Source organism: Streptomyces sp. NPDC020747 (assembly GCF_044334695.1).
In the GTDB taxonomy this organism is placed as follows: domain Bacteria; phylum Actinomycetota; class Actinomycetes; order Streptomycetales; family Streptomycetaceae; genus Streptomyces.
In genome coordinates this window covers 100,119-126,016 of record NZ_JBIRTJ010000014.1, presented here as the reverse complement: position 1 = coordinate 126,016, position 25,898 = coordinate 100,119, and the positions used below count along the sequence as shown (strand labels likewise).

25 protein-coding genes are annotated in these 25,898 nt (G+C 70.3%); 13 read left to right on the top strand and 12 right to left on the bottom strand.

Annotated elements, in window-relative coordinates; genetic code table 11:
* Positions 1 to 133: 133 nt before the first annotated feature.
* The 5 genes from ACH4YP_RS32965 (at position 134) to ACH4YP_RS32945 (ending at position 5,817) form a co-directional block, all read left to right on the top strand.
* A complete protein-coding gene (locus ACH4YP_RS32965) occupies positions 134 to 937 on the top strand; it encodes a rhamnogalacturonan acetylesterase (RefSeq protein ID WP_361056944.1) in 804 nt (267 codons plus the stop codon).
* Between the two features lie 138 nt (positions 938 to 1,075).
* Positions 1,076 to 2,419: a polysaccharide lyase family 1 protein gene (locus ACH4YP_RS32960; RefSeq protein WP_398494420.1), complete on the top strand. Its 1,344-nt coding sequence runs from the start codon at positions 1,076 to 1,078 to the stop codon at positions 2,417 to 2,419.
* Positions 2,420 to 2,421: 2 nt separating this feature from the next.
* Entirely contained in the window at positions 2,422 to 3,540 is a 1,119-nt protein-coding gene (locus tag ACH4YP_RS32955; protein WP_398494418.1) for a pectinesterase family protein, read from the top strand.
* 1 nt (position 3,541) lies between these two features.
* Entirely contained in the window at positions 3,542 to 4,576 is a 1,035-nt protein-coding gene (locus ACH4YP_RS32950) for a pectinesterase family protein (protein WP_398494416.1), read from the top strand.
* A 128-nt stretch (positions 4,577 to 4,704) separates the two neighbouring features.
* Entirely contained in the window at positions 4,705 to 5,817 is a 1,113-nt protein-coding gene (locus ACH4YP_RS32945) for a pectate lyase (protein WP_398494414.1), read from the top strand.
* Positions 5,818 to 6,118: 301 nt separating this feature from the next.
* Here the strand turns inward: ACH4YP_RS32945 and ACH4YP_RS32940 are convergent, their stop codons facing one another.
* Both ACH4YP_RS32940 and ACH4YP_RS32935 read right to left on the bottom strand, forming a co-directional pair.
* On the bottom strand, positions 6,119 to 6,955 hold the full coding sequence (locus tag ACH4YP_RS32940) for a hypothetical protein (protein ID WP_361056869.1): 837 nt from the start codon (positions 6,953 to 6,955) through the stop codon (positions 6,119 to 6,121).
* Positions 6,952 to 7,518 (bottom strand): SigE family RNA polymerase sigma factor, encoded by a 567-nt coding sequence (locus ACH4YP_RS32935; RefSeq protein ID WP_361056866.1) that lies wholly within the window; start codon positions 7,516 to 7,518, stop codon positions 6,952 to 6,954. Before ACH4YP_RS32935 ends, ACH4YP_RS32940 begins: the two co-directional genes overlap by 4 nt.
* 271 nt (positions 7,519 to 7,789) lie before the next feature.
* Here ACH4YP_RS32935 and ACH4YP_RS32930 point away from each other — a divergent pair, with 271 nt between their 5' ends.
* Positions 7,790 to 9,241, top strand: a complete 1,452-nt coding sequence (locus ACH4YP_RS32930; protein ID WP_361056863.1) for an NCS2 family permease — start codon at positions 7,790 to 7,792, stop codon at positions 9,239 to 9,241.
* 93 nt (positions 9,242 to 9,334) lie between these two features.
* Here ACH4YP_RS32930 and ACH4YP_RS32925 read toward each other — a convergent pair whose 3' ends face one another.
* From ACH4YP_RS32925 to ACH4YP_RS32905, 5 genes are all read right to left on the bottom strand, one after another.
* Positions 9,335 to 10,786 carry a peptidoglycan D,D-transpeptidase FtsI family protein gene (locus ACH4YP_RS32925; protein ID WP_398494411.1) on the bottom strand — a complete coding sequence of 484 codons (1,452 nt, stop codon included), beginning with the start codon at positions 10,784 to 10,786 and terminating at the stop codon, positions 9,335 to 9,337.
* Between the two features lie 54 nt (positions 10,787 to 10,840).
* Positions 10,841 to 11,491: a response regulator transcription factor gene (locus ACH4YP_RS32920; RefSeq protein ID WP_361056857.1), complete on the bottom strand. Its 651-nt coding sequence runs from the start codon at positions 11,489 to 11,491 to the stop codon at positions 10,841 to 10,843.
* Positions 11,488 to 12,777, bottom strand: a complete 1,290-nt coding sequence (locus ACH4YP_RS32915; RefSeq protein ID WP_398494409.1) for a sensor histidine kinase — start codon at positions 12,775 to 12,777, stop codon at positions 11,488 to 11,490. Before ACH4YP_RS32915 ends, ACH4YP_RS32920 begins: the two co-directional genes overlap by 4 nt.
* Before the next feature lie 132 nt (positions 12,778 to 12,909).
* Positions 12,910 to 13,407 (bottom strand): GNAT family N-acetyltransferase, encoded by a 498-nt coding sequence (locus ACH4YP_RS32910; protein WP_361056852.1) that lies wholly within the window; start codon positions 13,405 to 13,407, stop codon positions 12,910 to 12,912.
* A 1-nt stretch (position 13,408) separates the two neighbouring features.
* Entirely contained in the window at positions 13,409 to 14,182 is a 774-nt protein-coding gene (locus tag ACH4YP_RS32905) for an IclR family transcriptional regulator (protein WP_361056849.1), read from the bottom strand.
* A gap of 128 nt (positions 14,183 to 14,310) precedes the next feature.
* Between ACH4YP_RS32905 and ACH4YP_RS32900 the strand changes: the two genes are divergently transcribed.
* From ACH4YP_RS32900 to thpD, 7 genes are all read left to right on the top strand, one after another.
* A complete protein-coding gene (locus tag ACH4YP_RS32900) occupies positions 14,311 to 15,840 on the top strand; it encodes an aldehyde dehydrogenase (NADP(+)) (protein ID WP_361056846.1) in 1,530 nt (509 codons plus the stop codon).
* Positions 15,841 to 16,006: 166 nt separating this feature from the next.
* Positions 16,007 to 16,615 (top strand): DUF1349 domain-containing protein, encoded by a 609-nt coding sequence (locus ACH4YP_RS32895; RefSeq protein WP_361056843.1) that lies wholly within the window; start codon positions 16,007 to 16,009, stop codon positions 16,613 to 16,615.
* 52 nt (positions 16,616 to 16,667) lie between these two features.
* Positions 16,668 to 17,198 carry a DinB family protein gene (locus ACH4YP_RS32890; RefSeq protein ID WP_398494405.1) on the top strand — a complete coding sequence of 177 codons (531 nt, stop codon included), beginning with the start codon at positions 16,668 to 16,670 and terminating at the stop codon, positions 17,196 to 17,198.
* Between the two features lie 356 nt (positions 17,199 to 17,554).
* Positions 17,555 to 18,094, top strand: a complete 540-nt coding sequence (gene ectA, locus ACH4YP_RS32885) for a diaminobutyrate acetyltransferase (protein WP_361056837.1) — start codon at positions 17,555 to 17,557, stop codon at positions 18,092 to 18,094.
* A gap of 30 nt (positions 18,095 to 18,124) precedes the next feature.
* Positions 18,125 to 19,396: a diaminobutyrate--2-oxoglutarate transaminase gene (gene ectB, locus ACH4YP_RS32880; protein WP_361056835.1), complete on the top strand. Its 1,272-nt coding sequence runs from the start codon at positions 18,125 to 18,127 to the stop codon at positions 19,394 to 19,396.
* Between the two features lie 62 nt (positions 19,397 to 19,458).
* On the top strand, positions 19,459 to 19,863 hold the full coding sequence (locus ACH4YP_RS32875; RefSeq protein WP_361056832.1) for an ectoine synthase: 405 nt from the start codon (positions 19,459 to 19,461) through the stop codon (positions 19,861 to 19,863).
* A 4-nt stretch (positions 19,864 to 19,867) separates the two neighbouring features.
* Positions 19,868 to 20,755, top strand: coding sequence for an ectoine hydroxylase (thpD, locus tag ACH4YP_RS32870; protein WP_361056829.1), 888 nt, complete (start codon positions 19,868 to 19,870; stop codon positions 20,753 to 20,755).
* Between the two features lie 130 nt (positions 20,756 to 20,885).
* Here thpD and ACH4YP_RS32865 read toward each other — a convergent pair whose 3' ends face one another.
* From ACH4YP_RS32865 to ACH4YP_RS32845, 5 genes are all read right to left on the bottom strand, one after another.
* Positions 20,886 to 22,043 (bottom strand): maleylpyruvate isomerase family mycothiol-dependent enzyme, encoded by a 1,158-nt coding sequence (locus ACH4YP_RS32865; protein WP_361056826.1) that lies wholly within the window; start codon positions 22,041 to 22,043, stop codon positions 20,886 to 20,888.
* Positions 22,044 to 22,068: 25 nt separating this feature from the next.
* Complete coding sequence (locus ACH4YP_RS32860) at positions 22,069 to 22,686, bottom strand: RNA polymerase sigma factor (RefSeq protein ID WP_398494402.1); 618 nt, start codon at positions 22,684 to 22,686, stop codon at positions 22,069 to 22,071.
* 54 nt (positions 22,687 to 22,740) lie between these two features.
* Entirely contained in the window at positions 22,741 to 23,790 is a 1,050-nt protein-coding gene (locus ACH4YP_RS32855) for an aminotransferase class V-fold PLP-dependent enzyme (RefSeq protein ID WP_398494400.1), read from the bottom strand.
* 107 nt (positions 23,791 to 23,897) lie between these two features.
* Positions 23,898 to 24,611 (bottom strand): DsbA family oxidoreductase, encoded by a 714-nt coding sequence (locus tag ACH4YP_RS32850; protein ID WP_361056817.1) that lies wholly within the window; start codon positions 24,609 to 24,611, stop codon positions 23,898 to 23,900.
* 123 nt (positions 24,612 to 24,734) lie between these two features.
* A complete protein-coding gene (locus ACH4YP_RS32845; protein ID WP_398494398.1) occupies positions 24,735 to 25,802 on the bottom strand; it encodes a pyridoxal-phosphate-dependent aminotransferase family protein in 1,068 nt (355 codons plus the stop codon).
* Positions 25,803 to 25,898: the final 96 nt, after the last annotated feature.

The following is a 25,898-nucleotide window of genomic DNA, read 5'->3' as shown; positions in this document are numbered from 1 at the left end:
GCAGGGGTCGATCGTGGGGAGCTGCGGGGCCGTTGTGCTGGTCGCGCGGTTCCCCGCGCCCCCGAAGGGGCGCGATTCGGGCGCCACCTCCTGCACCAACCGCAGCTTTCCCATGTCCGAAAGGCACATCGTCGTGTCACTCACCCGCAGACAGGTCACCACCGCGGCGCTTGCCGCCGTTCCCCTCGCCGTCGCGGCGACGGGGCCCGCTGCCGCCGCCTCCCCGCAGGGGCGGCCCCGAGAGCGCACGCTCTATATCGCCGGTGATTCCACCGCCGCCCAGAAATACGCCGATGCCGCGCCCGAGACCGGCTGGGGCATGGCGCTTCCGTTCTTCCTGCGGGAGCGGTTGGCCGTCGCCAACCATGCGGTGAACGGGCGCAGTTCGAAGAGTTTCATCGACGAAGGGCGTCTCGACGTCATCCTCGCCGCGATCCGGCCCGGTGATCTCCTTCTCGTCCAGTTCGGGCACAACGACTCCAAGGTCGCAGATCCCACGCGGTACACCGAGCCGTGGACGACGTACCAGGACTGTCTCCGTCAGTACGTCGACGGGGCACGGGCGCGGGGGGCCCGGCCCGTGCTGGCCACGTCCGTGGAGCGGCGGAAGTTCGACGCCGGTGGGGGTGCCGTGGGCACCCATGGTGAATATCCCGCGGCCGTGCGGGCCCTCTCCGAGGAGGAGGGAGTGGCCTTGCTCGACATTCAGGCGCTGTCGATTGCCCTCTGGCAGCGGCTCGGTGTCGAGGAGACCAAGAAGTACTTCAACTGGACCGCCACCGAGCAGGACAACACGCATTTCAATCCGCCGGGGGCCATTGCTGTGGCTCGGATGGTGGGTGCGGAGTTGCTGCGCCGGCGGGTTCTGGTGCGGCGGGATGTTCGGCGGCTCGGTGAGGTGATTCCAGAGTCTTGGATCAGTTGGCCTGAGTCGTAGTGCTGCAGCTGAAGGTTCGATTACAGCTGACGGTTCGTCGTGGCTGGGTGCGCCCACGCGGCGGAGCCGCAAATCGATACAGCCCCGCGCCCCTAAAAGAAGTTGGCCCTCCCTCTGTTTGGAAGGAACCCCGCACTCATGCGTAGTCGTATATGGCATGCCCATGTCATGACATGCCTTGCTGGATGCACCGCTCTCGTCCTCGGTGTCACCGGGACCGTCGCCCATGCCCAGGCCGGCTCGGCCGCCCAGGCCGCTCAGGGCCGTGAGCTCGGGCGGGAGACCCTCGCCGTCGGTGACGGCTGGGGGTCCGAGGGGACCGGCACCACGGGCGGTGCCGCCGCCACCGCCGAGCACGTCTACACCGTCGCCGACTGGGCCGAGTTCAAGGCCGCGTTGAAGGCCGGTGGGGACGCACCGAAGATCATCAAGGTCAAGGGGGTCATCGACCCGGTGGCCGAGGGGTGTGCCTCCTTCGCGGCGCCGGGGTACGACTTCGACGCGTATCTGGAGAAGTACTCGCCGGAGAACTGGGGGCTGGACAAGGATCTGTCCGGGGAGCCCGCCGACAGCCCGGAGGGCCTGCGGGCCGCCTCCGCCGCCAACCAGGACAAGGCGATCAAGGCGAACGTGCCCGCCAACACCACCATCGTCGGGGTCGGGAAGAACGCCGGGATCAGAGGCGGCAGCCTGCAGATCAAGGGCGTCGACAACGTCATCCTGCGCAACCTCACCATCGAGGCCCCGCTGGACTGCTTCCCGCAGTGGGACCCGACCGACACCGACACCGGCGCGTGGAACTCGGAGTACGACGCGGTCGTCGTCTACGGCTCCACCCATGTGTGGGTCGACCACAACACCCTGACCGACGGCCGCTACCCGGACAGCACCCTGCCCATGTACTACGGCCAGACCTACCAGCAGCACGACGGTCTCCTCGATGTCGTACGCGGCGCCAACCACGTGACGGTGTCCTGGAATTCGGTCGAGGACCACGACAAGACCATGCTGATCGGCAACAGCGACAGCGCCGGATCGACCGACACCGGCAAGCTCAAGGTCACGCTTCACCACAACCGCTTCGAGGGCATCGTGGAGCGTGCGCCGCGCGTGCGATTCGGGCAGGTGGACGCGTACAACAACCACTTCGTGGTGGCGAAGGGGCAGTCGTACGGCTACACCTTCGGCATCGGTGCCTCCTCGCAGCTGTACGCCTCGGACAACGCGTTCTCGCTGCCCGCCGGTGTCAGCGCCGCCAAGACCCTGAAGAAGTGGAACGAGGCCCCGCTCACCGCCGAGAACAACTACGTCAACGGGAAGCCGACCGACCTCATCGCCGTCCACAACGCGGAGATCCCGGGGGAGACCCTCCAGTCGGGGGCCGGGTGGACCCCGACCCTGCGGACGAAGGTCGACTCGCCGCGGGCCGTGCCGGGCATCGTCGGCGGACGCGCCGGTGCAGGTGCCGGAAAGGTCTGCTGATCATGACCCTTCCGGCACCGGTCAGTAGACGGTCGTTCGTGGCGGCGAGTGTGGGGGCCGCCCTCGCACTGGGGCTCTCCTCCCAGGCCCAGGCCCACGCGCGCGGGCGGTCCCCCTTCGGGCGGTACGGCTCGCCGTCGGCGCGGCTGGACGAGCGCACCCTGTACGTCCACCCCGGCGGCCTCGGCGACCACACCACCGTCCAGGCCGCGGTGAACGCCGCGAGCGGCAGTGGTTACACGCTGGTCATCGCCCCGGGCACGTACCGGGAGACGGTCTCGGTGAGCGTCGCCCGTACGGGGATGACCTGGATCGGAGCCTCCGGCGAGGCGCGGGACGTCGTGGTCGTGTACGACAACGCGGCCGGTACTCCGAAGCCCGGCGGCGGCACGTACGGCACGACCGGGTCGGCGACCACCCTCGTGCAGGCCGACGGGTTCACCGCGCGGGACGTCACCTTCGCCAACGACTGGCTGCGCGCCGACCACCCCGGGATCAGCGGCACCCAGGCCGTCGCCGTCAAGGTGCAGGGCGACCGGTCGGCGTTCCTGCGCTGCCGGTTCCTCGGCCACCAGGACACTCTGTACGCCGACTCGATGGCGCTCGGCACCTTCGCCCGGCAGTACTACCGGGACTGTTACGCCGAGGGTGACGTGGACTTCGTGTTCGGGCGGGCCACGGCCGTGTACGAGAACTGTCACTTCCGGACGCTGACCAGGAACGACCTGACCGGGGCCCCGTACGGGTTCGTGTTCGCGCCCTCCACCGCGGGCGCCAACCCGCGCGGCTACCTGGTGACCGGCGGCCGGATCACCAGTGAGGCGCCGGACGCCTACTACAAGCTGGCCCGCCCGTGGGTGCCCAGCTCGGACACCACCGCCCGGCCCATGCTCACCGTGCGCGGGACCCGTCTCGGAGCCGGGATCGACCCGGTCGCGCCCTATACCAACATGTCGTCGGGCTTCCCCTGGCAGGACCAGCGGTTCGCCGAGTACCGCAACACGGGACCGGGCGCCGTGATTTCCGTACCGGAGAACCGGCCCCAACTCACCGACGCGGAGGCCGCGTTCGCGACCCGAGCCGTGTACCTCGGCGACTGGACCCCCTGGAAGGGATGCTGACGTGCGCCGGCGCACACTGCTGACCGGGATCGCCGGTGGCCTGGTCGCCGTCGGCACGACCCCCGCCTTCGCGGAGGCCCGCCGCCGTGTCCTGCACGTCCGCCCCGGCGGCTCCGTCCAGGACGCGGTGGACGCCGTGGAGGGGGAGGGCTGGACGATCGTCGTGCACCCGGGCACGTATCGCGAGGTCGTCAACATCCCTGCGGAGAAGGGGGAGTTGACGCTTCGCGGTGCGTCCCGCGATCCGCGCGCCGCCGTGATCGTCTTCGACAACGCCAACGGCACCCCCAGGCCCGGCGGCGGTACCTACGGCACCGCGGGCTCCGCCACCCTCACCTCGGCGGCGCCCGGCCTGACCGTCCGGGACCTCACGCTCGCCAACGACTGGCTGCGCGCCGACCACCCCGACATCACGGGCACACAGGCCGTGGCGGCGTACGTCACCGGCGACCGGTCGCTCTTCGAGCGGGTGCGGTTCCTCGGCCACCAGGACACGCTGTTCGCCGACACCACCGCGCTCGACGCCTTCGACCGGCAGTACTACCGGGACTGTTACGTCGAGGGTGACGTGGACTTCGTGTTCGGGCGGGCGCGGGCCGTCTTCGAACGGTGCCACTTCCACACCCTCGACCGGGACGTCACGTTCAGGCCCGAGGGCATGGTGTTCGCCCCTGCCACGGCCCGCGCGAATCCGTACGGGTTCCTGGCCGTGCGGTGCCGGATCACCTCGGGTGCCGAGGACACCGCGTACAAGATCGCCCGGCCGTGGGTGCCCTCGTACGAGACGACCGCCTGGCCCTCCCTCGTCGTGCGGGACACCTGGCTCGGGCCCGGAATCGACGCGGTGGAGCCCTACACCAACATGCGCGAGGCGTATCCGTGGCAGAGCATGCGCTTCCGGGAGTACGCCAACTCCGGGCCCGGCGCGGTGATTTCGGTGCCGGAGAACCGGCCGCAGCTCACGGACGCGGAGGCGCGATCACACACCCGGGAGGCGTATCTCGGGGACTGGAGGCCTTACGAGTGCCAGTCCTGAGTGGCCCCCGGCATGAGTGCCAGTCCTGAGCAGCCCCCGGCCCCAGCAGGACGAGGTTCCCGCATGGCTGAACCCCGCCCTGTGACCTGCAATCTCCCCACACCACTCGACGAAAGGTCCCCACACCCATGTCCCGTCGAACCGCTCTGTCCTTGGGCGCAGTTCTCGCCCTCGGTGCCGGGCTCGCCGTGATCCCCACCCAGGCGCAGGCCGCAACCGTGGTCGTCAGCAACTCCACCGACCTGTCCAACGCCATCAAGAACGCCACCGCGGGCACCACCATCCAGGTGAGCGCCGGCACCTACTACCCGACGGCCACTCTCCAGTCGACCGCCAACGGCACGTCCTCCAGCCGTATCTACCTCCAGCCCTACGGCTCCGAGACCGTGAAGATCGACGGCTCGAACCTCCCCGACGGCGACTGGATCTTCAAGCTCACCGCCGACTACTGGACCGTCTCGGGGATCACCTTCCAGAACTCCCCGGACAGCGCGGTCGTCTGCCAGTCCTGCGCCTCGACCGTCTGGGACAACATCAAGACGATCAACGGCGGCGACTCCGGTTTCACGCTCACCGGGGACAGCACCACCAACAACACCGTCCGGAACATCGACAGTTACGGCCACTACGACGCCGCGAACCACGGCGAGAACGCGGACGGCATCGCCATCAAGTTCGGCTCCGGCAGCGGCAACCTGGTCACCGGAGCCCGCCTCTACAACAACTCGGACGACGGACTGGACTTCTGGTCGTTCTCGTCCCCGGTCACCGTCGAGCACACCTGGGCCATGGGCAACGGCAGGAACCGCTGGTCGGACTCGGCGTTCGCGGGCGACGGCAACGGCTACAAGCTGGGCGGCGACGGCGAGGTCGTCGCCCATGTCGTCAACAACTCGGCGGCCTGGGACAACGCGGGCAACGGCTTCACCGAGAACAGCAACAAGGGCGCCATCGTCATCAACCGCACCACCGCCTACGCCAACGCCAAGTGGGGCTACTACTTCGCCACCGGCGCCGCCAGGCTCGGCAAGAACCTGGCGGTCAGCAACAGCGGCGGCTCGGTGAACAAGGGCTCGTCGGTCGTCTCGTCCGGCAACAACTGGGACTCGGGCGTCTCGACGCCCGCCTTCCGGTCCACCAGCGCGACGACCACGTACAACGCCCGCCAGTCGAACGGCGCGCTGCCCGTGACCACGTTCCTGACCACGGGCAGCACCACGATCGGCGCGACGATGGACTGAGAGCCGGTACTACCGGCCCAGGGGCCTGCTCGACTCAAGGGCCGCGATCGAGCCGAACGGAGCCCGTTCACCCGCGAAACGCGGTGAGGACGGGGGCCGGCGAAAGTTTCGATTCGTTTCGGGTGGTCCCGGCAACCTTTTCCGGGCAGGCGGCGACCAGGAACCAGAGGCGGGGCCGAGTAAGGAAAGCGGCCCCGGCCCCGCCTCTCTCCCCGCTCCCCGGGAAAGAGACGTCCCCGTGCGTCTCGGCACCGGACACGGCACGCCTTCGGCTGGTCCTGCGACGGTGACGTGCCCGGTGTTACGAGTCGTCGTCGGACGCGTCGCGCGTGAAGTCGCCCGCCACGTCCAGCTGTTGATCCCCGGCCCGCGCGCCGACCGCGTACGTGTCGTCCCCGGCGTCGCGTCCGCCGCGGTCGTGGTCGTACTGGCCCGCGAACACCCACTCGCCCGGCCACACCGTGCGGCCCGGCCTGAGCACCCAGGTGTAGACGAGGAAGCCGTCCTTCTCTGCGACCGTCACCGTGAAGTCGTCCTCGGGAGCCGAGCGCCAGGCACCCGCCGAGGTGACCCCGCCGGTCTGCTTGACCTTCAACACGACGGTGAGCGCGGTGAGTTGCCTGCCCGTCTTCAGGGTCACATTGCTCTGCGCCCAGAACTCGTTGCTGTGCGGGTCGACCGAGCCGTCCGACCACAGCGGGCCGTCCTCGCTGTCGGCCTTCGCGGGTGGAACGACCGGGGCGGTCCGAGTCGGCCTGCCCGTCGGGGAGTTCGGCGTGCTCGGCCTGTCCGGCGGGGGCGACGACCTGGCCGGGTCAGGCGGGACCGGGGTGCGGCTCGTGGCCTCCGGCGACGGGTCGGGGGTGGGGGAGACCGCGACCGTCTGGTCGGCCGGCTTGTCGTCCTTCACCGCGGACGCGACCGCGTAGCCGCCCACCGCGAGCACACCGGCCGCGGCGGCCGTGGCGCCGACGACGCGGAACCAGCCGAGCGGGGACGACCGCGGGGAGGGATGCCGGGCACTCTCCGCGCCGGCCATGCCGCGTTCGACACGGGCCAGGATGTGCGCCCGGTCGGGCTCGTGCGCCTCGGCCGCGTCCCGCAGCGTGGCGCGCAGCTCCTCGTGCACGTCCTTCATCGTTCCCTCCCCTCGGCTCCGGTGGCGCGCAGTGCCGCCGCGTGCATCCTCGGCGGGGCCTCCTGGGACCCCAGCAACCGCTGCAGTTCCGCCATCCCCTTCGACGTCTGGCTCTTCACCGTACCGACCGAGATCCCGAGGGCGAGCGCGGTGTCCTTCTCCGAGAGGTCGAAAGAATGCCGCAGAACCACGCACGCCCGCTTGCGGAACGGCAGTCTGCGCAGGGCCTCCTGGACATCGACCATGCCCGGTATGTCGGGGTTCTCGGTCTTGTCCTCGCGCTGCGACCAGAACAGCGTGATCCGTCTGCGCTCACGCACCGCGCTGCGGATCCGGCTCCTGGCCAGATTGGCGACCACGCCACGCGCGTACGCCACCGGATGGTCCGCCGCTCGCACCCGGTCCCAGCGGTGCCACAGCGCGAGCAGCGCGTCCGCCGCCAGATCGTCGGCGGCGTCCGACTCGCCCGTCAACAGATGCGCCAGGCGGGCCAGTTCGGTGTAGTGGCGCTCGAAGAAGGCGTGGAACTCCACAGAGGCGGCGTCGTCGACGACAGTGCCCACGGGCGACCTCTCCCTGTCGAATCCCGCACGGTACGCCTGACGGCTCTCACGGGGTACGTACGTATACGGCCCCTGCGTTGCGAGTGTGAAGGAACGGTGTCCTGCGGGGCGAGATCCGAGAGAGTATCAGGCGCTCGTACAGCGCTTCGAACATCGTATGGCGGGCCGAACTCGATTCCGTAACACGGGGAAAACCTGAAAACGGTTCAACGAGGGAACAATCCAGCCAGCATCCGCACTCCGAACCCGCAGGCAACGAGGAGCATCCGCCATGTCCGAAACTCAGAAGGTGGGAGACCGGCCGAGCGCCGGACCGCCCCCGGCGAACAGCGTCGACCGGTACTTCAAGATCTCCGCCAGGGGCTCCACCTTCGCCCGTGAAGTACGCGGCGGCTTCGCCACGTTCTTCACGATGGCTTACATCCTTGTCCTGAATCCCATCATCCTGGGCAGCGCCAAGGACAAGTTCGGCCACCAGCTCGACAACGTCCAACTGGTCACCGCCACCGCACTGGTGGCCGCCGTGATGACGGTCATCATGGGCGTCGGCGGCAACCTGCCGCTCGCGCTCGCCGCCGGGCTCGGCCTCAACGCCGTCGTCGCCTTCCAGATCGCCCCGCTGATGAGCTGGGACGACGCGATGGGCCTGATCGTCCTTGAGGGCCTGCTGATCTGCGTCCTGGTGGTGACGGGGCTGCGCGAGGCCGTCATGCACGCGATACCGCAGCCGCTCAAGCAGGCGATCAGCGTCGGCATCGGTCTGTTCATCGCCTTCATCGGCTTCGTCGACGCCGGATTCGTCACCCGCATACCCGACGTCGCGAACACCACGGTCCCGGTGCAGCTCGGCGGCACCGGCGCGCTGGCCGGCTGGCCGGTCCTCGTCTTCTGCCTCGGCGTGCTGCTGACCATCGGGCTGCTCGCCCGCAAGGTCAAGGGCGCGATCCTGATCAGCATCGTGACCATGACGGTCGTCGCGATCGTCATCAACGAGATCGCGGACATCAAGAGCTGGGGCCTGACCACACCGAAGATCCCCGACGACATCGTGGCCTCGCCCGACTTCGGGCTGCTCGGCGACTTCAGCCTGTTCGGCGCCTTCGGCGAGGCGAGCGTGATCACCGTCGTGCTGCTGGTCTTCACGCTGATCCTGTCGGACTTCTTCGACACCATGGGCACGGTCGTCGGCATCAGCGCCGAGGCCGGCCTCCTGGACGAGGAGGGCAAGGTTCCCAACCTCGGCCGCGTCCTGCTCATCGACGGCGCCGCGGCGGTCGCGGGCGGCGCGGCCTCCGCCTCCTCCTCGACCTCGTACATCGAGTCGGCGGCGGGCGTCGGCGAGGGTGCGCGCACGGGCTTCGCGAACCTCGTCACCGGCGGGCTCTTCGCCCTCGCCCTGTTCATGACCCCGCTGCTGACGATCGTCCCGCTCCAGGCGGCGGCGCCCGCCCTCGTCGCGGTCGGCTTCCTGATGATGACCCAGGTCAAGCACATCGACTGGGACCGCTACGAGATCGCCATCCCGGCGTTCCTGACGATCGCCGTGATGCCCTTCACCTACTCGATCACCAACGGCATCGGCGCGGGTTTCCTGGCCTACGTCCTGATCAAGACCGTCCTCGGCAAGGCGAAGGAGGTCCACTGGCTGCTGTGGGGAACGTCGGTGCTGTTCCTCATCTACTTCGCCATCGACCCGATCGAACAGATCCTGGGCGTGAAGTAGGGGTCACCGCCAGACTGCGCAGTTCCCCGCGCCCCTTCTCAGGGGCGCGGGGAACTGCGCAGCCTTTTGGGACGCGGGGAACTGCGCGAACCGTCAGTTCTTCAGCGCGGCCCGCATCATCGCCTTCGCGACCGGCGCGGCCAACCCGTTGCCGCTGACCTCCGACCGTGCCGCATCCGACTGCTCGACCAGCACGGCGACAGCCACTTCCTTGCCGCTGGAGTCGTCCTTCGCGTACGACGTGAACCACGCGTACGGCGTCTGGCTGTTGTTCTCACCGTGCTGAGCCGTGCCGGTCTTGCCGCCCACCGTCGCCCCGGAGATCCGGGCGTTCGTTCCCGTGCCCTCCTCGACGACCGTCTGCATCGCCGACCGCAGCTGCTCGGCCGTGGACGAGCTGACGATCTCCGTCGAGTCCGTCGAGTCGTCGTAGTTCTCCAGCACGTTGCCGTCCGAGTCACTGATCTGCGACACCATGTGCGGCGAGACCAGCTTCCCGCCGTTGGCGATGGTGGCCGACACCATGGCCATCTGCAACGGCGTCGCGGTCACGTCGAACTGGCCGATGCCCGTCAGCGCGGTGGACGACCGGTCCATGTCCGAGGGATACACGCTCTCGTACGCCCGCACGGGCACGTCCTGCGACGTGTCGTTGAAGCCGAACTTCTCGGCCATCGCCTTCAGCTTGTCCTGGCCCAGGTCGACGGCCATCTTCGCGAAGACGTTGTTGCACGAGTACTGGAGGGCGACCCGGATCGTCGCGTTCTCACAGGGTGCGGACTTGCTCTCGTTCTCCAGGACCCTGGTCGTGCCCGGCAGTGTGTACGGGTTCGGGCTGTCGGTCTTCGTGTCCACCGAGGCGTACAGGTCGTTTTCCAGCGCGGCGGCCGCGACGACCAGCTTGAACGTCGAGCCCGGCGGCAGCGGCTGGCGCAGCGCCCGGTTCGTCATCGGCTTCTCCGGGTCCTTCGTCAGCTTCTTCCAGGCGGCGGAGTCGCCCGCGCTGAGCACCGAGGGGTCGTACGACGGGGTGGACACGGCGCCGAGGATCTTGCCGGTCTTCGGGTCGATCGCGACGGCGGCGCCCTTCTTGTCACCGAGCGCGTTGTACGCCGCCTTCTGCACGTCCGGGTCGATCGTGGTGACCACGTCACCCGGGTCGGCGCGCTTGCCGGTGACCGTGTCGAGAGGGTCCTTCAGGCGGTTGTCCGTGCCGTCGAGCAGATCCTGGTAGACGCCCTCCAACTGCGTCGCCCCGAACACCTGCGAGCTGTAGCCCGTGACCGCCGCGTAGAGGCTGCCGTCGGTGTACGTGCGCTTGTACTTGAGGTCGCTTCCTGTCGTCTGCGCGGAACCGGTGATCGCGTCGCCGGCCACGATGATGTTCCCGAGTGGGTACGCGTACTGCTCGATCGCGTTCCGTCGGTTGTCCTTGCTGTCCGCGAGCGCCTGGCCTTCGTAGAACTGCACCCAGGTCGCCCGGACAAGGAGGGCGAGGACGAGCAGCAGGGTGAAGACGGACGCGCGCCTGATCGTTTTGTTCATCCCATATGGACGACGACCGGGACGGACCCGATCGTTCCCACCCACCCGGATTTCTCATACACCCTTCATGAAGCCCGCCTCGTACGCCGCGATCACCGCCTGTGTACGGTCCCGGGTCGCCGTCTTCGCCAGGACGGCCGCCACGTGGGTCTTCACCGTCGCGGGCCCGACGCCGATGCGGCCGGCGATCTCGGCGTTGGTGAGCCCGGCGGCCATCAGCCGCAGGACCTCGCTCTCCCGGCCGGTCAGCCGCGCCACCCAGGCCGGCGGCGCCGCCTTCGCCCGCCCGTACTCGGTGGCGAGCGCCCGCACGGCCGCCGGGAACAGCAGGCTGTCGCTGCGCGCGACCAGCCGGACGGCCTGGACCAGCGCGTCGGCGTCGGCCCGCTTGAGCAGAAACCCGGACGCCCCGGCGCGCAGCGCCTCGTACACGTACGCGTCGTTCTCGAAGGTCGTCACCACGACGATGCGCGGGGGATCGGGAAGCGTCGCCAGGATCTGCTCGGTGGCGCGAATGCCGTCGATCTCGGGCATGCGGACGTCCATGAGGACGACGTCCGGCGCCAGCTCGCGGACGACGGACACGGCCTCGGCGCCCGTGGCCGCCTCGCCGACGACCTCCAGACCGGGCTCGGCCGTCAGGATCGCGCGCAGCGCGGTGCGCACCATGCGCTCGTCGTCGGCGAGGACGATCCGGATGGTCATACGGGTCCTTCCAGGGGGAGTCGTACGTGCAGCCGCCACACCCCGTCCACCGGGCCGCACTCCGTGCTGCCGCCCAGGAGCCGGGCCCGGTCGGCGACGCCGCGCAGGCCGTGGCCGCCGCCGGGGCGGGGGACCGCGGCCGTCGGCGCGGGATTCTCGGCGGTGATGGCCAGCTCCTCGCCGTCGCGGACCACCCTGATCCGGAGGGCCACGGAGGTCCCGGGACCGGCGTGCTTCAGGGCGTTGCTCAGCGCCTCCTGCACGATGCGGTACGCCTCGCGGGAGACGAGCGGGGGCAGCGCCTCGGAGTCGGCCTCTACAGCGGCGGTCACGCGGAGGCCGCCCGCGCGGGTGCGGCGAAGCAGTCCGTCGAGATCGGCGGCGAGGGTGGGCGAGGGAGCGGGGGCCGGGGTCGTGCCCGGGGAGCCCGGTGCGCCGCCGGAGGAGCCCGCATCGCGCAACACACCCAGTACGGCGTCGAGTTCGCCCACCGTGCGCCGCGTGGTGTCCTCGATCGCGGCCAGCGCCTCGCGCACGAACTCCGGGTCGCTGTCCAGGACCCGGCGGGCCGCGCTCGCCTGGAGCGTGACCGCGCTCAGCGCGTGGCCGACGGAGTCGTGCAGCTCGCGGGCCAGCCGGTTGCGTACGGCGAGGTCGGCGGCGCGGGCCTCCGCGGCGGCGAGCCGATCCTCGGGCGTGGGCCCGAGCAACTCCGGCGCCCAGCGGGCCAGCAGCGCGCCCGCGCCCGCCGCACAGCCGGCGAGGGCCGCCAGCGTCGCCGCGCCCGCGACCGGGGAGAGCGCCAACACCCAGGCGTGGTCGAAGAGTTCGGGCAGATCGAGCCGGGAGCCGCGCAGCCACACGTAGAGCGGCAGCACGATCAGCACCACCGCGAAGGGCGGCGTCGCCAGGGACATTCCGGCGATCACCCCGCCGAACCCCAGGTGCAGCGTGAACCACACCGCCGTACGCCCCTTCGCCTGCCGGGTGCGCGCGGGCCCGTCGGCGAGACGGTCGCCGTCGACCCCGCACAGCGCCCGGACCACGGCCACCGACATCGGCCGGGTCAGCGGGAACACCCCGGTGACCGCGGCGAGCGGCAGCCCGGCGCCGAAGGCGAGAAGCTGGTGGGGCAGCGAACTGAACAGGTTCTGCGAGTTCGTGAACGGGCCGACGATCAGCTCGCCGACGAAGACGTACGGCATGGCGAGCGCGCCACCGAGGATCAGATGGATCCACCGCCGACACGCCCGCCTCCCGAACAGGGTCCGGGCCAGTACGGTCACGCCGACCGCTTCGCCACGAGACCGGAGGGGAGCAGCTGCGTCATGTCACCCACGCTCCCGTCCCGCCCCACCGAAACACGTCCTGCGCGATGACGATCCACCTCCGCCGCACGGGGGAGGCGGACATCTGCCCTACGGCGCCCCCTCCAGCACCAGAACCACCTCGTCGATCTCCTCGCTCCGCGCGTTCGCGAACCCCCTGTCGTGCCCGGAGACGCGGAACCCGCACTTCTCCAGGACCCGCAGCGATCCCACGTTGTCCGCGGCGGCCCGAGCGAACAACGGACGCTCGGGCACGGCGTCGAGCAGCGCCCGCAACGCCCCCGTGGCGATCCCGCGCCCCCAGTACGCCCTGTCGATCCAGTACGTCACTTCGCGCTCGTCCGGCGGGCCGTACACCGCCGCGTTGCCGACCACGTCACCGTCGACGAGGACCGTACGGTTGACGACGTCGGACAAGCCGCGGATCCGCTTCCAGTGGGCGTCGAAGGCGTCCCGGTCCGTCGGGTCCTTCGCGGTGAACGCGGCCATCCGCACCGACTCGGGATCCATCATCTGCCGGAAGAACACCGGCAGATCGCTGTCGTGGATCTCGCGGAGCACGACCTCCGCGTCGGGCATGCCGGACATGTCAGAGCCTCCGGGTGGCGAGGGTCAGCCGGTCCCGCGCGTCGAACAGCGCGTCCTTCACCATCTGCTCGTGCGCGGGCGTCAGCCGCGCCACCGGCACCGAGCAGCTGATCGCGTCCCGAGAGGGCGTCCGGTAGGGGATCGCGACGCCGAAGCAGCGCAGCCCGAGCGTGTTCTCCTCGCGGTCCACCGCGAAGCCCTGCTCCCGCACCTGGTGCAGCTCCTCGATGAGCTTCTCCCGGTCGGTGATCGTGTGCTCGGTCAGCGCGGGCAGCGTCTCCGGGAGCAGCTTCCGTACCTGCTCGTCGGTGTGTGTGGCGAGCAGCGCCTTGCCGAGCGACGTGGAGTGCGCGGGCAGCCGGCGGCCGACGCGCGTGAAGGGGCGGAGGTAGTGCTGGGACTGGCGGGTCGCGAGGTAGACGACGTTCGTGCCGTCGAGGCGTGCCAGGTGGATCGTCTCCGTGGTGTCGTCGGAGAGCCGGTCCAGGGTCGGCCGCGCGGCTGCCACGACCTCGTCGCCGTCGATGTACGACGTGCCGACGAGCAGGGCCCGTACGCCGATGCCGTACCGCGTGCCCGTCGCGTCGGTCTCCACCCAGCCGAGCTCGACAAGCGTGCGCAGCAGCATGTAAAGACTGGACTTGGGGTATCCGACGGCCTCCTGCACGGCGGCCAGGGAGTGCATCCCGGGGCGTCCGGCGAAGTACTCGAGCAATTCAACCGTCCGCACCGCGGACTTGACCTGTGCCCCGCCGCCCGTCTCGACTGCCGACATCGCCTTGACCCCCTAGTTCGCCGGGAAATAGTCTCCAGCATATTCACCACCAGAGACAGCGTTCAGCATATCGAACGCCGCTGGTGAGTGGCACATGTACTGCGGCATTACATCTGGAGGGACCCGCGGTGGCAGCAGCACCAGTCTGGAGTGTCGACCCCCGAACCGGGAAGCAGCGCGAGCAGGTTGCGGTGGAAGCCACGGCCCAGGAGGTGGACGCGGCCGTCCGCGCGGCCCACGCCGCCCGGGGAGCACTCGCCGACCGCACGGTCCGCGCGGCCTTCCTGCGTTCCGTGGCCGACCAGCTCGAAGGCGCCAAGGAGCACCTGGTCGAGGCCGCGGACGCGGAGACCGCGCTCGGTCCGGTCCGGCTCACCGGCGAGCTCGCCCGCACCTGTTACCAGCTGCGGTCCTTCGCGGACATCGTCGACGAGGGCGAGTTCCTCGGGGTCGTGATCAACCACCCCGACGGCACCGCGACCCCGCCGATCCCGGACCTGCGCCGCTACAAGGTGCCGCTGGGCGTCGTCGCCGTCTACTCGGCCTCGAACTTCCCCTTCGCCTTCTCCGTCCCCGGCGGCGACACCGCGAGCGCGCTCGCCGCGGGCTGCCCGGTCGTCGTCAAGGCGCACCCCGACCACCCGGGCCTGTCCGAGCTGGTCGCGTCCGTCCTGCGCCGGGCCGCCGCCCAGCACGACATCCCGGACGGCGTCCTCGGCCTGGTGCACGGCTTCGAGGCGGGCGTCGAGCTCGTCAAGCACCCGCTGGTCACGGCCGCCGGATTCACCGGTTCGGTACGCGGTGGACGTGCCCTCTTCGACGCGGCGGCCGCCCGCCCCGCGCCGATCCCCTTCCACGGCGAGCTGGGCTCCCTGAACCCCGTCGTCATCACCGAGGCCGCGGCCGCCGAGCGCGCCGAGGCGATCGGTACGGGGCTCGCGGGCTCCATGACGATGGGTGTCGGCCAGTTCTGCGTGAAGCCGGGTCTGGTGCTGGCTCCGGCCGGCGCGTCCGGTGACCGCCTGGTCAAGTCGCTCACGGACGCGGTGAGCGACACGGACGCGGGCGTCCTCCTGGACCACCGCATGCGCGACAACTTCGTCGCGGGCGTCGCCGAGCGGGCCGAACTCCCCGACGTGGACGCCCCGGTGACCCCGGGCGCGGGCAGCGAGCACACGGTGAGCCCCGGCTTCCTGACGGTTCCGGCCGAGCGGCTCGCGAGCGAGGGCGACTACGACCTGCTCCTGGAGGAGTGCTTCGGGCCGGTCACCGTCGTCGCGCGCTACGAGGACGAGGCCGAGGCGAACGCGGTGCTGGCCCGGCTGCCCGGCAACCTCACCGCGACCGTCCACCTCTCCACGGAGGAGACGGCCGGCGAGGGGCGCGGTGCGGAGATCCTCGCCGAGCTGACGCCGCTCGCTGGGCGGGTCCTGGTCAACGCGTGGCCGACCGGTGTCGCCGTCGCGCCCGCCCAGCACCACGGGGGGCCGTACCCGGCGACCACCTCCACGTCCACGTCGGTCGGCGGTACGGCGATCGAGCGGTGGCTGCGGCCGGTCGCGTACCAGAACACGCCCGAGGCGCTGCTGCCGGCGGAACTCCGTGACGACAATCCGCTGGGGTTGCCGCGACGGTACGACGGGCGACTGGAGCGGTAGCGCTCCGCTCGGAGCGCCGTGGGGCCCGTGGCCGGTTTGCGGCTGCGGGCCCGCTGTGGCTGGTTGGGCCCACGTGGCGGAGCCGCAGGTCGGCCCCTGAAGAGGCGTGCCTGAAGGACCCCGCGCCCCTTTCTGGGCGAGGGGGTGGACCTGACAGACTCGGGGGATGGACTTGGAACTTCCTGAACTTCCCTTTTCTCTCCGGACGTACGGGCCCGACGGGCACTGGTCGTACGAGGACGGGGTGCTCACCGGGTGGGCCGGGGCACGGCAGGACCGGTTCGTGCCGCCGACCGACGAGGGCCTGGACCCCGCGTCCGACGCCCCCCGGCTGCTCGGGTCGCCGGAGGGGGACTTCCAGCTCATCGCCCGGGTCACGGTCGGTTTCGCCGGGGCCTTCGACGCGGGTGTGCTGTACGCGCATGTGGGCGAGCGGGCCTGGGCCAAGCTCTGCCTGGAGAACTCGCCGGACGTGCCCACCGTCTGCACGGTCGTCACCCGGGGCCACTCCGACGACGCCAACTCCTTCACGGTGGACGGCAGTTCGGTCTGGCTGAGGATCAGCCGCACAGGCCGCGCCTTCGCCTTCCACGCGTCCAGGGACGGCAAGCGGTGGACCTTCATCCGCCTCTTCACCCTGGCCGACGAGAAGGAGACCGGCGCCGCCCTGATCGGCTTCATGACCCAGTCCCCGATGGGCGAGGGCTGCGTGGTCACCTACGACCACATCGAGTTCCGCCCGGACTGGCCGGCGGACCTCAGGGACGGCACCTGAGAGACGGCCGGCGGGGTCGTACCGGCGGACGCCCGGTGGCATGCTGCCGAGCATGACCACCGACACGTACCAGACCCTGCCGGACGGCCGCCCCCTCCCGCTCATGACCGGGGAGGAGCGGCCCATGCTGGAGAGCTGGCTCGCGTTCCACCGGGCCACCCTGGAGTCGAAGTGCGCGGGGCTGGACGACGGCCAGGTGCGGCTGGCGTCCGCCGCGCCGTCGGAGCTGACGCTGCTCGGGCTGGTGCAGCACCTCGCCGAGGTGGAGCGGAACTGGTTCCAGGCGGTGTTCGCGGGCCTCGACGTGCCGACGCTGTACGAGGACGGCGCCGGCGGCTACGCACTCGACCCGGAGCGCGGGCTCGACGAAGCGCTGGCGGACTGGCGCCGCGAGGTCGGGCGGGGGCAGGAGCTGTCCGCCGGGCGGTCGCTGGACGACACCGGCCGGATCGTCGAGGGTCCGATGGCCGGGCTGGAGGTCAGTCTGCGCTGGATCCTTGTCCACCTGATCGAGGAGTACGCGCGGCACAACGGCCACGCGGACATCGTCAGGGAGCGGATCGACGGGGCCACAGGCGTCTGACCAGCGGGGCCGTGGGGGATCGGGGAATTCCGGATCGGTTTATTCGGGTGACTATTCCCCGGTCTTTTCGGGAACTTATTCAGCACAGCTTCCCGTATTCTTCTGCCCGCTTTCTCCGAACCTAAACGCTAAGATTCCGCGAACACCAACCTCTTAATTCGGGCAGATCTCGTGGTGATTACGCGGCTGTGACGCAACACACATGGCGCCCGCTTTCTCCGGTATTTTCGGGATAAAGTGGTGGCTTCGGGCCAGTGCTACGCGGCGTCCGCGCCCGCGTGATAACACAGCGGGCGCGTTGGCGTAACCCCATCCGGCGATGCAATTTGAACTTTGGCTGGGTAAATTCAATCCGCATGACCGCCGCACAAGCAGACCTGCAAGCGGAATTCCTGGAAATGCCGGAAGGGCTGCGGATCGACCGTCCGCACGTGGTGGACGGAGCCGCGCTCTGGCGCATTGCCAAGGACTCCGGGAACCTCGACCTGAACTCCTCCTACAGCTACCTGCTGTGGTGCCGTGACTTCGCCGGCACCTCCGCGGTGGCGCGCACGGCCGACGGCGAGCCGGTCGCCTTCGTCACCGGCTACATCCGGCCCGAGCGCCCGCACACGCTTCTCGTGTGGCAGGTGGCCGTCGACGCGGAACAGCGCGGACGCGGCCTCGCCGCCGCGCTCCTCGACGGACTGACCCTGCGGATCGCCCGCACACACGAGCTGACCACCGTCGAGACCACCATCACCCCGGGCAACACCGCCTCCGAGCGGCTGTTCACGTCGTACGCCGGACGCCATGGAGCGACCGTCGAGCGCGAGGTCCTGTTCGACGCAGCGCACTTCCCCGACGGACCGCACGACCCAGAGGTGCTGTACCGCATCGGCCCCCTGTCGCACTGACGAACCCCCCACGCCTTGAGGAGCAACTCCGTGAGCATCACCCAGCCCGACCTGAGCGTCTTCGAGACCCTGGAGTCGGAGGTGCGCAGCTACTGCCGCGCCTGGCCCACCGTCTTCGACCGCGCGCAGGGCAGCCGCATGTTCGACGAGGACGGCCATGAGTACCTCGACTTCTTCGCCGGCGCCGGATCACTCAACTACGGCCACAACAACCCCGTACTGAAACGCGCCCTCATCGACTACCTGGAACGCGACGGCGTCACGCACGGTCTCGATATGTCGACGACCGCGAAGCGCGGGTTCCTGGAGTCGTTCCAGAACCTGGTGCTGCGGCCCCGCGACCTGCCGTACAAGGTCATGTTCCCGGGCCCGACCGGCACCAACGCCGTCGAGTCCGCGCTGAAGCTGGCCCGGAAGGTCAAGGGGCGGGAGTCGATCGTCTCCTTCACCAACGCCTTCCACGGCATGTCGCTCGGCTCGCTCGCCGTGACCGGCAACGCCTTCAAGCGGGCCGGCGCCGGCATCCCGCTCGTGCACGGCACACCGATGCCCTTCGACAACTACTTCGAGGGCAAGGTCGAGGACTTCCTCTGGTTCGAGCGGCTCCTGGAGGACCAGGGCTCCGGACTCAACAAGCCCGCCGCCGTGATCGTCGAGACCGTGCAGGGCGAGGGCGGCATCAACGTCGCCCGCCCGGAGTGGCTGCGCGCCCTGTCCGAGCTGTGCGAGCGCCAGGACATGCTGCTGATCGTCGACGACATCCAGATGGGCTGCGGCCGGACCGGGGCGTTCTTCTCCTTCGAGGAGGCGGGCATCACCCCCGACATCGTCACCGTCTCCAAGTCCATCAGCGGCTACGGACTGCCCATGTCCCTGTGCCTGTTCAAGCCCGAGCTGGACATCTGGGAGCCGGGCGAGCACAACGGCACGTTCCGCGGCAACAACCCCGCGTTCGTGACGGCCGCCGCCGCCCTGGAGACGTACTGGTCCGACGGCCCCGCCATGGAGAAGCAGACCCGCACCCGTGGCGAGCAGGTCGAGGAGGCGTTCATCTCGATCACCGAGGAGAACCTCGCCGACGTCAAGGAGTACCGCGGCCGGGGCCTGGTCTGGGGCATGGAGTTCCACGACAAGGAGCGCGCGGGCCTGATCGCCAAGCGGGCCTTCGAACTCGGCCTGCTCATCGAGACGTCGGGCCCGGAGAGCGAGGTCGTGAAACTCCTCCCGGCGCTCACCATCACCCCCGAGGAACTGGACGAGGGCCTGCGCATCCTCGCCCGCGCCGTCCACGAGACGGCCTGAACCACCACGGCCAACAAGGCCACAACAGCCGAGCACCAGCCTGAAGGAGGCTTCGCAGCACCGTGATAGTCCGTTCGTTCAAGGAGATCGAAGGCACTGACCGACACGTGAAATCGGCGTCGGGTACCTGGGAGAGCAAGCGCATCGTCCTCGCCAAGGAGAGGGTCGGCTTCTCCGTTCACGAGACGATCCTGTACGCGGGTACGGAGACGTCGATGTGGTACGCGAACCACATCGAGGCCGTCGTCTGCGTCGAGGGCGAGGCCGAGCTCACCGACGACGAGACCGGCGAGAAGTACACGATCACGCCGGGAACCATGTACCTCCTCGACGGGCACGAGAGGCACACGATGCGGATCAAGCAGGACTTCCGCTGCATCTGTGTCTTCAATCCGCCGGTGACCGGACGGGAGGACCATGACGAGAACGGCGTCTACCCCCTGCTGACCGAGCCCGAGGAGGTCTGAACCGATGACGACCATCACCGACCTGTATCCCAGCCGTGGCACCAGCGAGGTGTCCGTGCCCCGGCAGGACCCGGTCGTCTGGAGCGAGCCCGGCACACCGGGACCGATCCCCGGGGCCGACCTGCAGTCGTACGAGCGTGACGGTTTCCTCGCCGTCGACCAGATCATCGGTGACGACGAAGTCGCGCTCTACCACGCGGAGTTGGAGCGCCTCGTCACAGACCCGGCGATCCGTGCCGACGAGCGCTCGATCGTCGAGCCGCAGTCGCAGGAGATCCGCTCGGTCTTCGAGGTCCACAGGATCAGCGAGATCTTCGCCCAGCTCGTACGCGACGAGCGCGTGGTCGGTCGCGCCCGGCAGATCCTCGGCTCCGACGTGTACGTCCACCAGTCGCGGATCAACGTCAAGCCCGGCTTCGGCGCGAGCGGCTTCTACTGGCACTCGGACTTCGAGACCTGGCACGCCGAGGACGGTCTGCCGAACATGCGGACGGTGTCCGTCTCGATCGCGCTGACGGAGAACCACGACACCAACGGCGGCCTCATGATCATGCCGGGGTCGCACCACACGTTCCTCGGCTGTTCCGGAGCCACGCCGAAGGACAACTACAAGAAGTCGCTGCAGATGCAGGACGCGGGCACGCCGTCCGACGAGGCGCTCACCAAGTTCGCGTCCAGGCACGGCATCAAGCTCTTCACGGGCAAGGCCGGCTCGGCCACCTGGTTCGACTGCAACTGCATGCACGGTTCGGGCGACAACATCACGCCGTTCCCGCGCTCGAACGTCTTCATCGTGTTCAACAGCGTGGAGAACACGGCGGTGGAGCCGTTCTCGGCACCGGTACGCCGGCCCGAGTTCATCGGAGCGAGGGACTTCACCCCGGTGAGGTGACACACGTCTGAGAGTGAAGTGACGTACGCCTGAAGGCGATTGGCCCGGTGTCCGACTCAGGGGGAGTCGGACACCGGGCCAACTGCCTTACAGCACCGTGCAGTCCGTGCAGCCCCTGTGGGCTGTGTGCCTACAGCCAGGACAGGGCGGCCGCCCGCTCCAGTACGTCGCGTACGGCGCCCTCGTCGCCCGCCATGCCCCTCGGTACCTCGTCGGGTGTGTACCGGCCGCCCACGAGCAGGCAGAAGTCCACTGCGTCCAGGACGAGTTCGCCCCGGACCGCCTCGTCCTCGGAGCCGAGCACCCACTCGGTGGAACTCTCGCCGGCGGTCACCGCGAACAGCACCGGCGGTGCCGTGGGCCCCAGGGCCATGCCGAGGATGCGGACGGCGAGCCGGACCAGCCGCCACAACTGGGCGTCCGGGGGCGGCGGTACGGCGAGACCGAGCGCGCGGCCGATGTCGTCCGTGTGGATCCACGTCTCGAAGGCGCGCACGACGAAGTGGTCGGCGACCGGCAGCCGTACCCCCATCAACGTCGTCGCGTGCGAGGCCCGTTCGGGATCGCGGGCCTCGGGTGTGGCCAGCAGCGCGGCGGCCCGCGCGGCCCAGGCGGCCACCGTCTCCTCGGGGTCACGCGTCCGCTCGTACGCGATGACGTCGGCGGTCCGCGTGTTCCAGGCCTCCTCCCACGGCGTGTCCCCGCCTGTCCGCGAGGGCGGTGTGTGGGTCCGAAGGCCCAGGCGCACGGCCAGATGCTCGTCGGCGGCGATCAGATGGGCGACGGTGTCGCGGACGTCCCAGTCGTGCACGACGGGCGTGCCCCACGGCCCGTGGCCGTCCACCTCCCGCAGCAGCGCGCGCAGTCCGGCGACGGCCGCCGCGTACGGGGCCGCGTGCGCGGCGACCCGCGGCAGGGCGGGCCGGGACCGCAGGGCGAGGGCGAGCACACCGTCCGCGGCGGCGGAACCGCTGCCGACGGACGCTCCCGCGGAACCGCCGCCCGTCGCCCCCGCTGCCGAACCGTCGCCCGTCACCCCGGCCGCCGAACCGTTCTGCGAGACCGCGGCCGAACCGTTCCGCGCGGCCGTCGCGGGCGAGCCGTTGCCCGCGGCCGACCCCGGTGGCACGTCCAGCAGCCGTACGGTCTCGCGGAGCCGTTCCGCCTCCGCCGCGCAGCTCTCGCAGCGGGCCAGGTGCGCCGGTACCGCCTTCTCGTCCGCGGGCCGCAGCGCGCCGAAGGCCCAGGCGGCCAGCAGCTCGGGCACACCGTCGTGGTCGTCGGTCACCGGACGCCCCCTTCCCCTGTCGCCATCATGCGCCCCTTTCCCACACCGGATCCGGCGGCTCGGCCAAAGTCTCGGCCAACTTGCGCAGCGCGGACCGTAGGCGGGTCTTGGCGGTGCCCTCCGGGATGCCGAGCTCGACGGCGACCTGGCGGTAGGTGCGGCCCGCGAAGTAGGCGAGGTGGACCACCTCCCGCTGCGGCTGCGGGAGTTCGGCCAGCGCGGAGTGCAGCAGCAGCGAGCGCTCACGGTCGACGACCGCCTCGTCGGGCCTGGGCCCGGTGTCGGCGATGGCGTGCAGCGCGGAGTCGTCCGCCCCGGCGGCCTTGCGGTGCCGGGCCTCGCCGCGCACCCAGTCCACGGCCCGCCGGTGCGCGAGCACGGACAGCCAGGTGCGCAGCGAGCCCCGGCGCGCGTCGAACGCGTACGGCCTGCTCCACAGCTGGGCGAAGACCTCCTGCGCCACGTCCTCGGCGGCCGCGGGGTTGTTCGTGACGCGCCCGGCGATCCGCCGCACGAGCCCGCCGTACGCCGCGTAGGCCTCGGACAGCGCGGACTCGTCGCCGTACACCAGCCGCTGATGCAACTCCGCATCCGCGGGCGGCCGTTCGGACTTGTGGAGAGTTGGCTCCACCGGCACCACCACCTCGTGATGCCCTTCCTAGCGTCCCCTTGGAGCCCGCGCCAGTGGGTCTCGCGATCAGCCCGACAGGACGTCCAGCAGACGATCGACGTCCGCGGCCGTGTTGTACAGGTGGAACGCGGCCCTCAAGTTGCCCGCGCGGTCCGAGACTTCGATCCCCGCCCGGCTCAACTCCGGCTGCCTTCGGCCGAGTCCGGGCACGGAGACGATCGCAGATCCCGGCGCCGGAACCGGCTCCTGGCCCAGACCGGCCAGTCCAGCGCGGAAGCGGTCGGCGAGGGCGAGGTCATGGGCGTGCACGGCCTCCACGCCCAACTCCTCGATCAGCTCCAGTGAATGGCGGGCACCCGCGTACGAGAAGAGGCTCGGGCTCTCGTCGAACCGCCGTGCGGAGCGGGCGAGTTCCTCGACCGGTCCGTAGCAGCTGTCCCAGGGGTGCTCTCCCGCGACCCAGCCCGCGAAGATCGGGTTGAGCCCTCCCAGGTCCTCCGGAACGACCAGGAAAGCCACGCCCCGCGGACAGACGAGCCACTTGAAGGCGACGGAGGACACGTAGTCGTACGCGTCCGCCTCGACGGGCAGCCAGCCGGTGGCCTGCGACGCGTCGATGTACGTACGGGCCCCGTGCTCGCGCGCGGCCTCGCGCAGGGCCGGCAGATCGACGATCCGGCCGTCCGCGGACTGTGCGGCGCTGACCGCGACGAGCGCGGTGCCCGGGCGCACCGACTCGGCGACCCGCTCCAGCGGCACGGTGCGCACCTTGAGGTCGCGGCGCATGTGGAAGGGGTTCACCACGGAGGTGAAGTCGGCCTCGGCGGTGAGGACTTCGGCGCCCTCGGGCAGCGAGGCGGCGATCAGTCCGCTGTAGACGGCGACGGAGGCCCCGGCCGCGACCCGGCGGTCCGGGACCCCGACGAGGCGGGCGAAGGCGGCGCGGGCCGCCTCCACGTCGGCGAACATGTCCTGCGGCTGCCCGGCCGCCACGGACTCGACACCGGCCCGCATGGCGTCGACCGCGCGGGCCGGGAGCAGCCCGGTGCTCGCGGTGTTGAGATAGGTGTTCTTCGCGGCGAACTCGGCTCGGACGAGGGTCTCGAAGGTCTCCATGGGACCACTCTGCGGCCCGCGGATCTCCCCGTCCATTGCCGACTTCTACGTGGTTTCGCCAAGCAGCGCTTATGGATCGGCCCCGACCTGCGCTTTTGCCGTCCCCGTCAGTTCTGCGGCACCGCGCATCCGTCGGGGCCGCACGCCTCGGCGTCGTCCTGCTGGATCAGCTTGAGCGGCGAGTGGCTGCCCCAAGCCTGCTCCAGGGCCTGCGCGAAGACCTCGGCGGGCTGGGCGCCGGAGACGCCGTACTTCCGGTCGAGGACGAAGAACGGCACGCCGTTCGCGCCCAGCTCGGCCGCCTCGCGCTCGTCGGCGCGGACCTCGTCGGCGTACGCGGCCGGGTCGGCGAGCACCTTGCGGGCCTCGTCGGCGTCGAGCCCGGCGGAGACGGCCAGCTCCACGAGCCGCTCGTCGTCGCCGAAGACGGACCGCTCCTCGGCGAAGTTCGCCTTGTAGAAGACCTGGATCAGCTCGTCCTGCCGGCCCCGCTCCTTGGCGAGGTGCAGCAGCCGGTGCATGTCGAAGGTGCTGCCGTGGTCGCGGTCCCGGGTGCGGTACTCCAGACCCTCGGCGGCGGCCTGCGTGCCGAGGTTCTCCTCACCGGCCTGCGCCTGCGCCTCGCTCATGCCGTACTTCTTGGTGAGCATCCTGATCACCGGCTGGATGTCGGTCTTGGCACGCCCCGGGTCGAGCTCGAAGGAGCGGTGCACCACCTCGATGTCGTCGCGGTGCGGGAAGGCGTCGAGCGCCTTCTCGAAGCGGGCCTTGCCCACGTAGCACCAGGGGCAGGCGATGTCGCTCCAGATCTCGACGCGCATGTCTTCGGCTCTTTCGGCTCGTACGGACGGACGCGGAGGCTGCCTCCGCTCGATACGTGAACGTTCAATGGGCTTGGGGCATTCCCGTGCCTGCGGGTTCGTTGTGGCTGGTCGCAGACGGAATCAGTCCTCGGCCAGCGCCGTGCGCAGTGCGGAGAGGCAGGACTGGACGGTGTCCAGGGGCGCCGCAGGCCCGTAGTGGTTGACCCGGATCATCTCCTTGGCCAGGGCGCCGCCGCCCGCGGCCAGCGGCAACGTCGGGTCGGTGGCCAGCGCCCCGGCCACCACGGCGGAGGCGTCGACCCCGACCGGCGTACGCAGCGTCGTGGCGACCGGGGCCGCCGCCGAGTCCTCGTACACGTACGGCTCGATGCCCCCGCCCAGCGAGAGCGCACCCGCCCGGGTCGCGGCGGCCGCCGCCGCGTGGCGGGACATCACCGTGTCGAGCCCCTCCTCCTCGATACGGACCACGCACGCCTCCAGCGCGAGCATCTCCAACTGGGCCGGGGCGTGCAGGAGCACCCGGCGCCCGGTGTCGATCCAGCGCTCCTTCCAGTCCAGGAGGGAGAGGTACGAGCGGCGCGGAGCGTGCGGGTTGGCGGACATCCGGGCCCAGGCACGCTCGCTCACCGAGACCGCGGAGACCCCGGCAGGCCCGCCCATCGCCTTCTGCGCGCCGATCACGCACAGGTCCACGCCCCACGCGTCCGGCAGCACCGGCTCCGCGCCGATCGACGCCACCGCGTCCAGGTAGAAGAGGGCACCGTGCGCCCGTACGACCTCGCCGATCTCCGCGACCGGGTTGGTGTTGCCGGTGGCCGCCTCCGCGTGGACGAGCGAGACGAAGTCGATCTCCGGGTGCTCGGCGAAGGCCTCCTCGATCTGCGCGGCCGTGACCGCTGAGTGGAAGGGGACGGCCAGGTCGTACACCGTCGCGCCGCAGTCCCTCAGCCAGTCGCCGAACGTCTGCCCGTACGGACCGGTGATCACGTTGAGAGCCGTCGTGCCGGGACCGGCGGCGCCGCGGATGGCACCCTCCAGCGGCAGCAGCGCCTCGCCCTGGGTGATCAGGACGTCCTGCTCGGTGGAGAGCAGCCGCGCCACGCGGTCCTCGATCGACGCGAAGTGCGCGGCGCTCAGCGGCGCCAGGTCCAGGAAGGGGTGGGTCACAGCAGTGCTCTCTTCGTTCACGGATGGCGCTGTTCACGGATGGCGCTCACGGGGTAGACGCACACGAGCGTAACGGGCGGGTTCCCGCCCACCCCACCGACGACTTCTGAGGCCGGA

Coding starts and splice junctions, on each gene's coding strand:
- ectA (WP_361056837.1), top strand. CDS start 17,555: ATGACCGCCGCACAAGCAGACCTGCAAGCGGAATTCCTGGAAATGCCG.
- ACH4YP_RS32940 (WP_361056869.1), bottom strand. CDS start 6,955: ATGAAGGACGTGCACGAGGAGCTGCGCGCCACGCTGCGGGACGCGGCC.
- ACH4YP_RS32955 (WP_398494418.1), top strand. CDS start 2,422: ATGACCCTTCCGGCACCGGTCAGTAGACGGTCGTTCGTGGCGGCGAGT.
- ACH4YP_RS32910 (WP_361056852.1), bottom strand. CDS start 13,407: ATGTCCGGCATGCCCGACGCGGAGGTCGTGCTCCGCGAGATCCACGAC.
- ACH4YP_RS32905 (WP_361056849.1), bottom strand. CDS start 14,182: ATGTCGGCAGTCGAGACGGGCGGCGGGGCACAGGTCAAGTCCGCGGTG.
- ACH4YP_RS32895 (WP_361056843.1), top strand. CDS start 16,007: ATGGACTTGGAACTTCCTGAACTTCCCTTTTCTCTCCGGACGTACGGG.
- thpD (WP_361056829.1), top strand. CDS start 19,868: ATGACGACCATCACCGACCTGTATCCCAGCCGTGGCACCAGCGAGGTG.
- ACH4YP_RS32925 (WP_398494411.1), bottom strand. CDS start 10,786: ATGAACAAAACGATCAGGCGCGCGTCCGTCTTCACCCTGCTGCTCGTC.
- ACH4YP_RS32945 (WP_398494414.1), top strand. CDS start 4,705: ATGTCCCGTCGAACCGCTCTGTCCTTGGGCGCAGTTCTCGCCCTCGGT.
- ACH4YP_RS32850 (WP_361056817.1), bottom strand. CDS start 24,611: ATGCGCGTCGAGATCTGGAGCGACATCGCCTGCCCCTGGTGCTACGTG.
- ACH4YP_RS32920 (WP_361056857.1), bottom strand. CDS start 11,491: ATGACCATCCGGATCGTCCTCGCCGACGACGAGCGCATGGTGCGCACC.
- ACH4YP_RS32960 (WP_398494420.1), top strand. CDS start 1,076: ATGCGTAGTCGTATATGGCATGCCCATGTCATGACATGCCTTGCTGGA.
- ACH4YP_RS32930 (WP_361056863.1), top strand. CDS start 7,790: ATGTCCGAAACTCAGAAGGTGGGAGACCGGCCGAGCGCCGGACCGCCC.
- ACH4YP_RS32890 (WP_398494405.1), top strand. CDS start 16,668: ATGACCACCGACACGTACCAGACCCTGCCGGACGGCCGCCCCCTCCCG.
- ACH4YP_RS32855 (WP_398494400.1), bottom strand. CDS start 23,790: ATGGAGACCTTCGAGACCCTCGTCCGAGCCGAGTTCGCCGCGAAGAAC.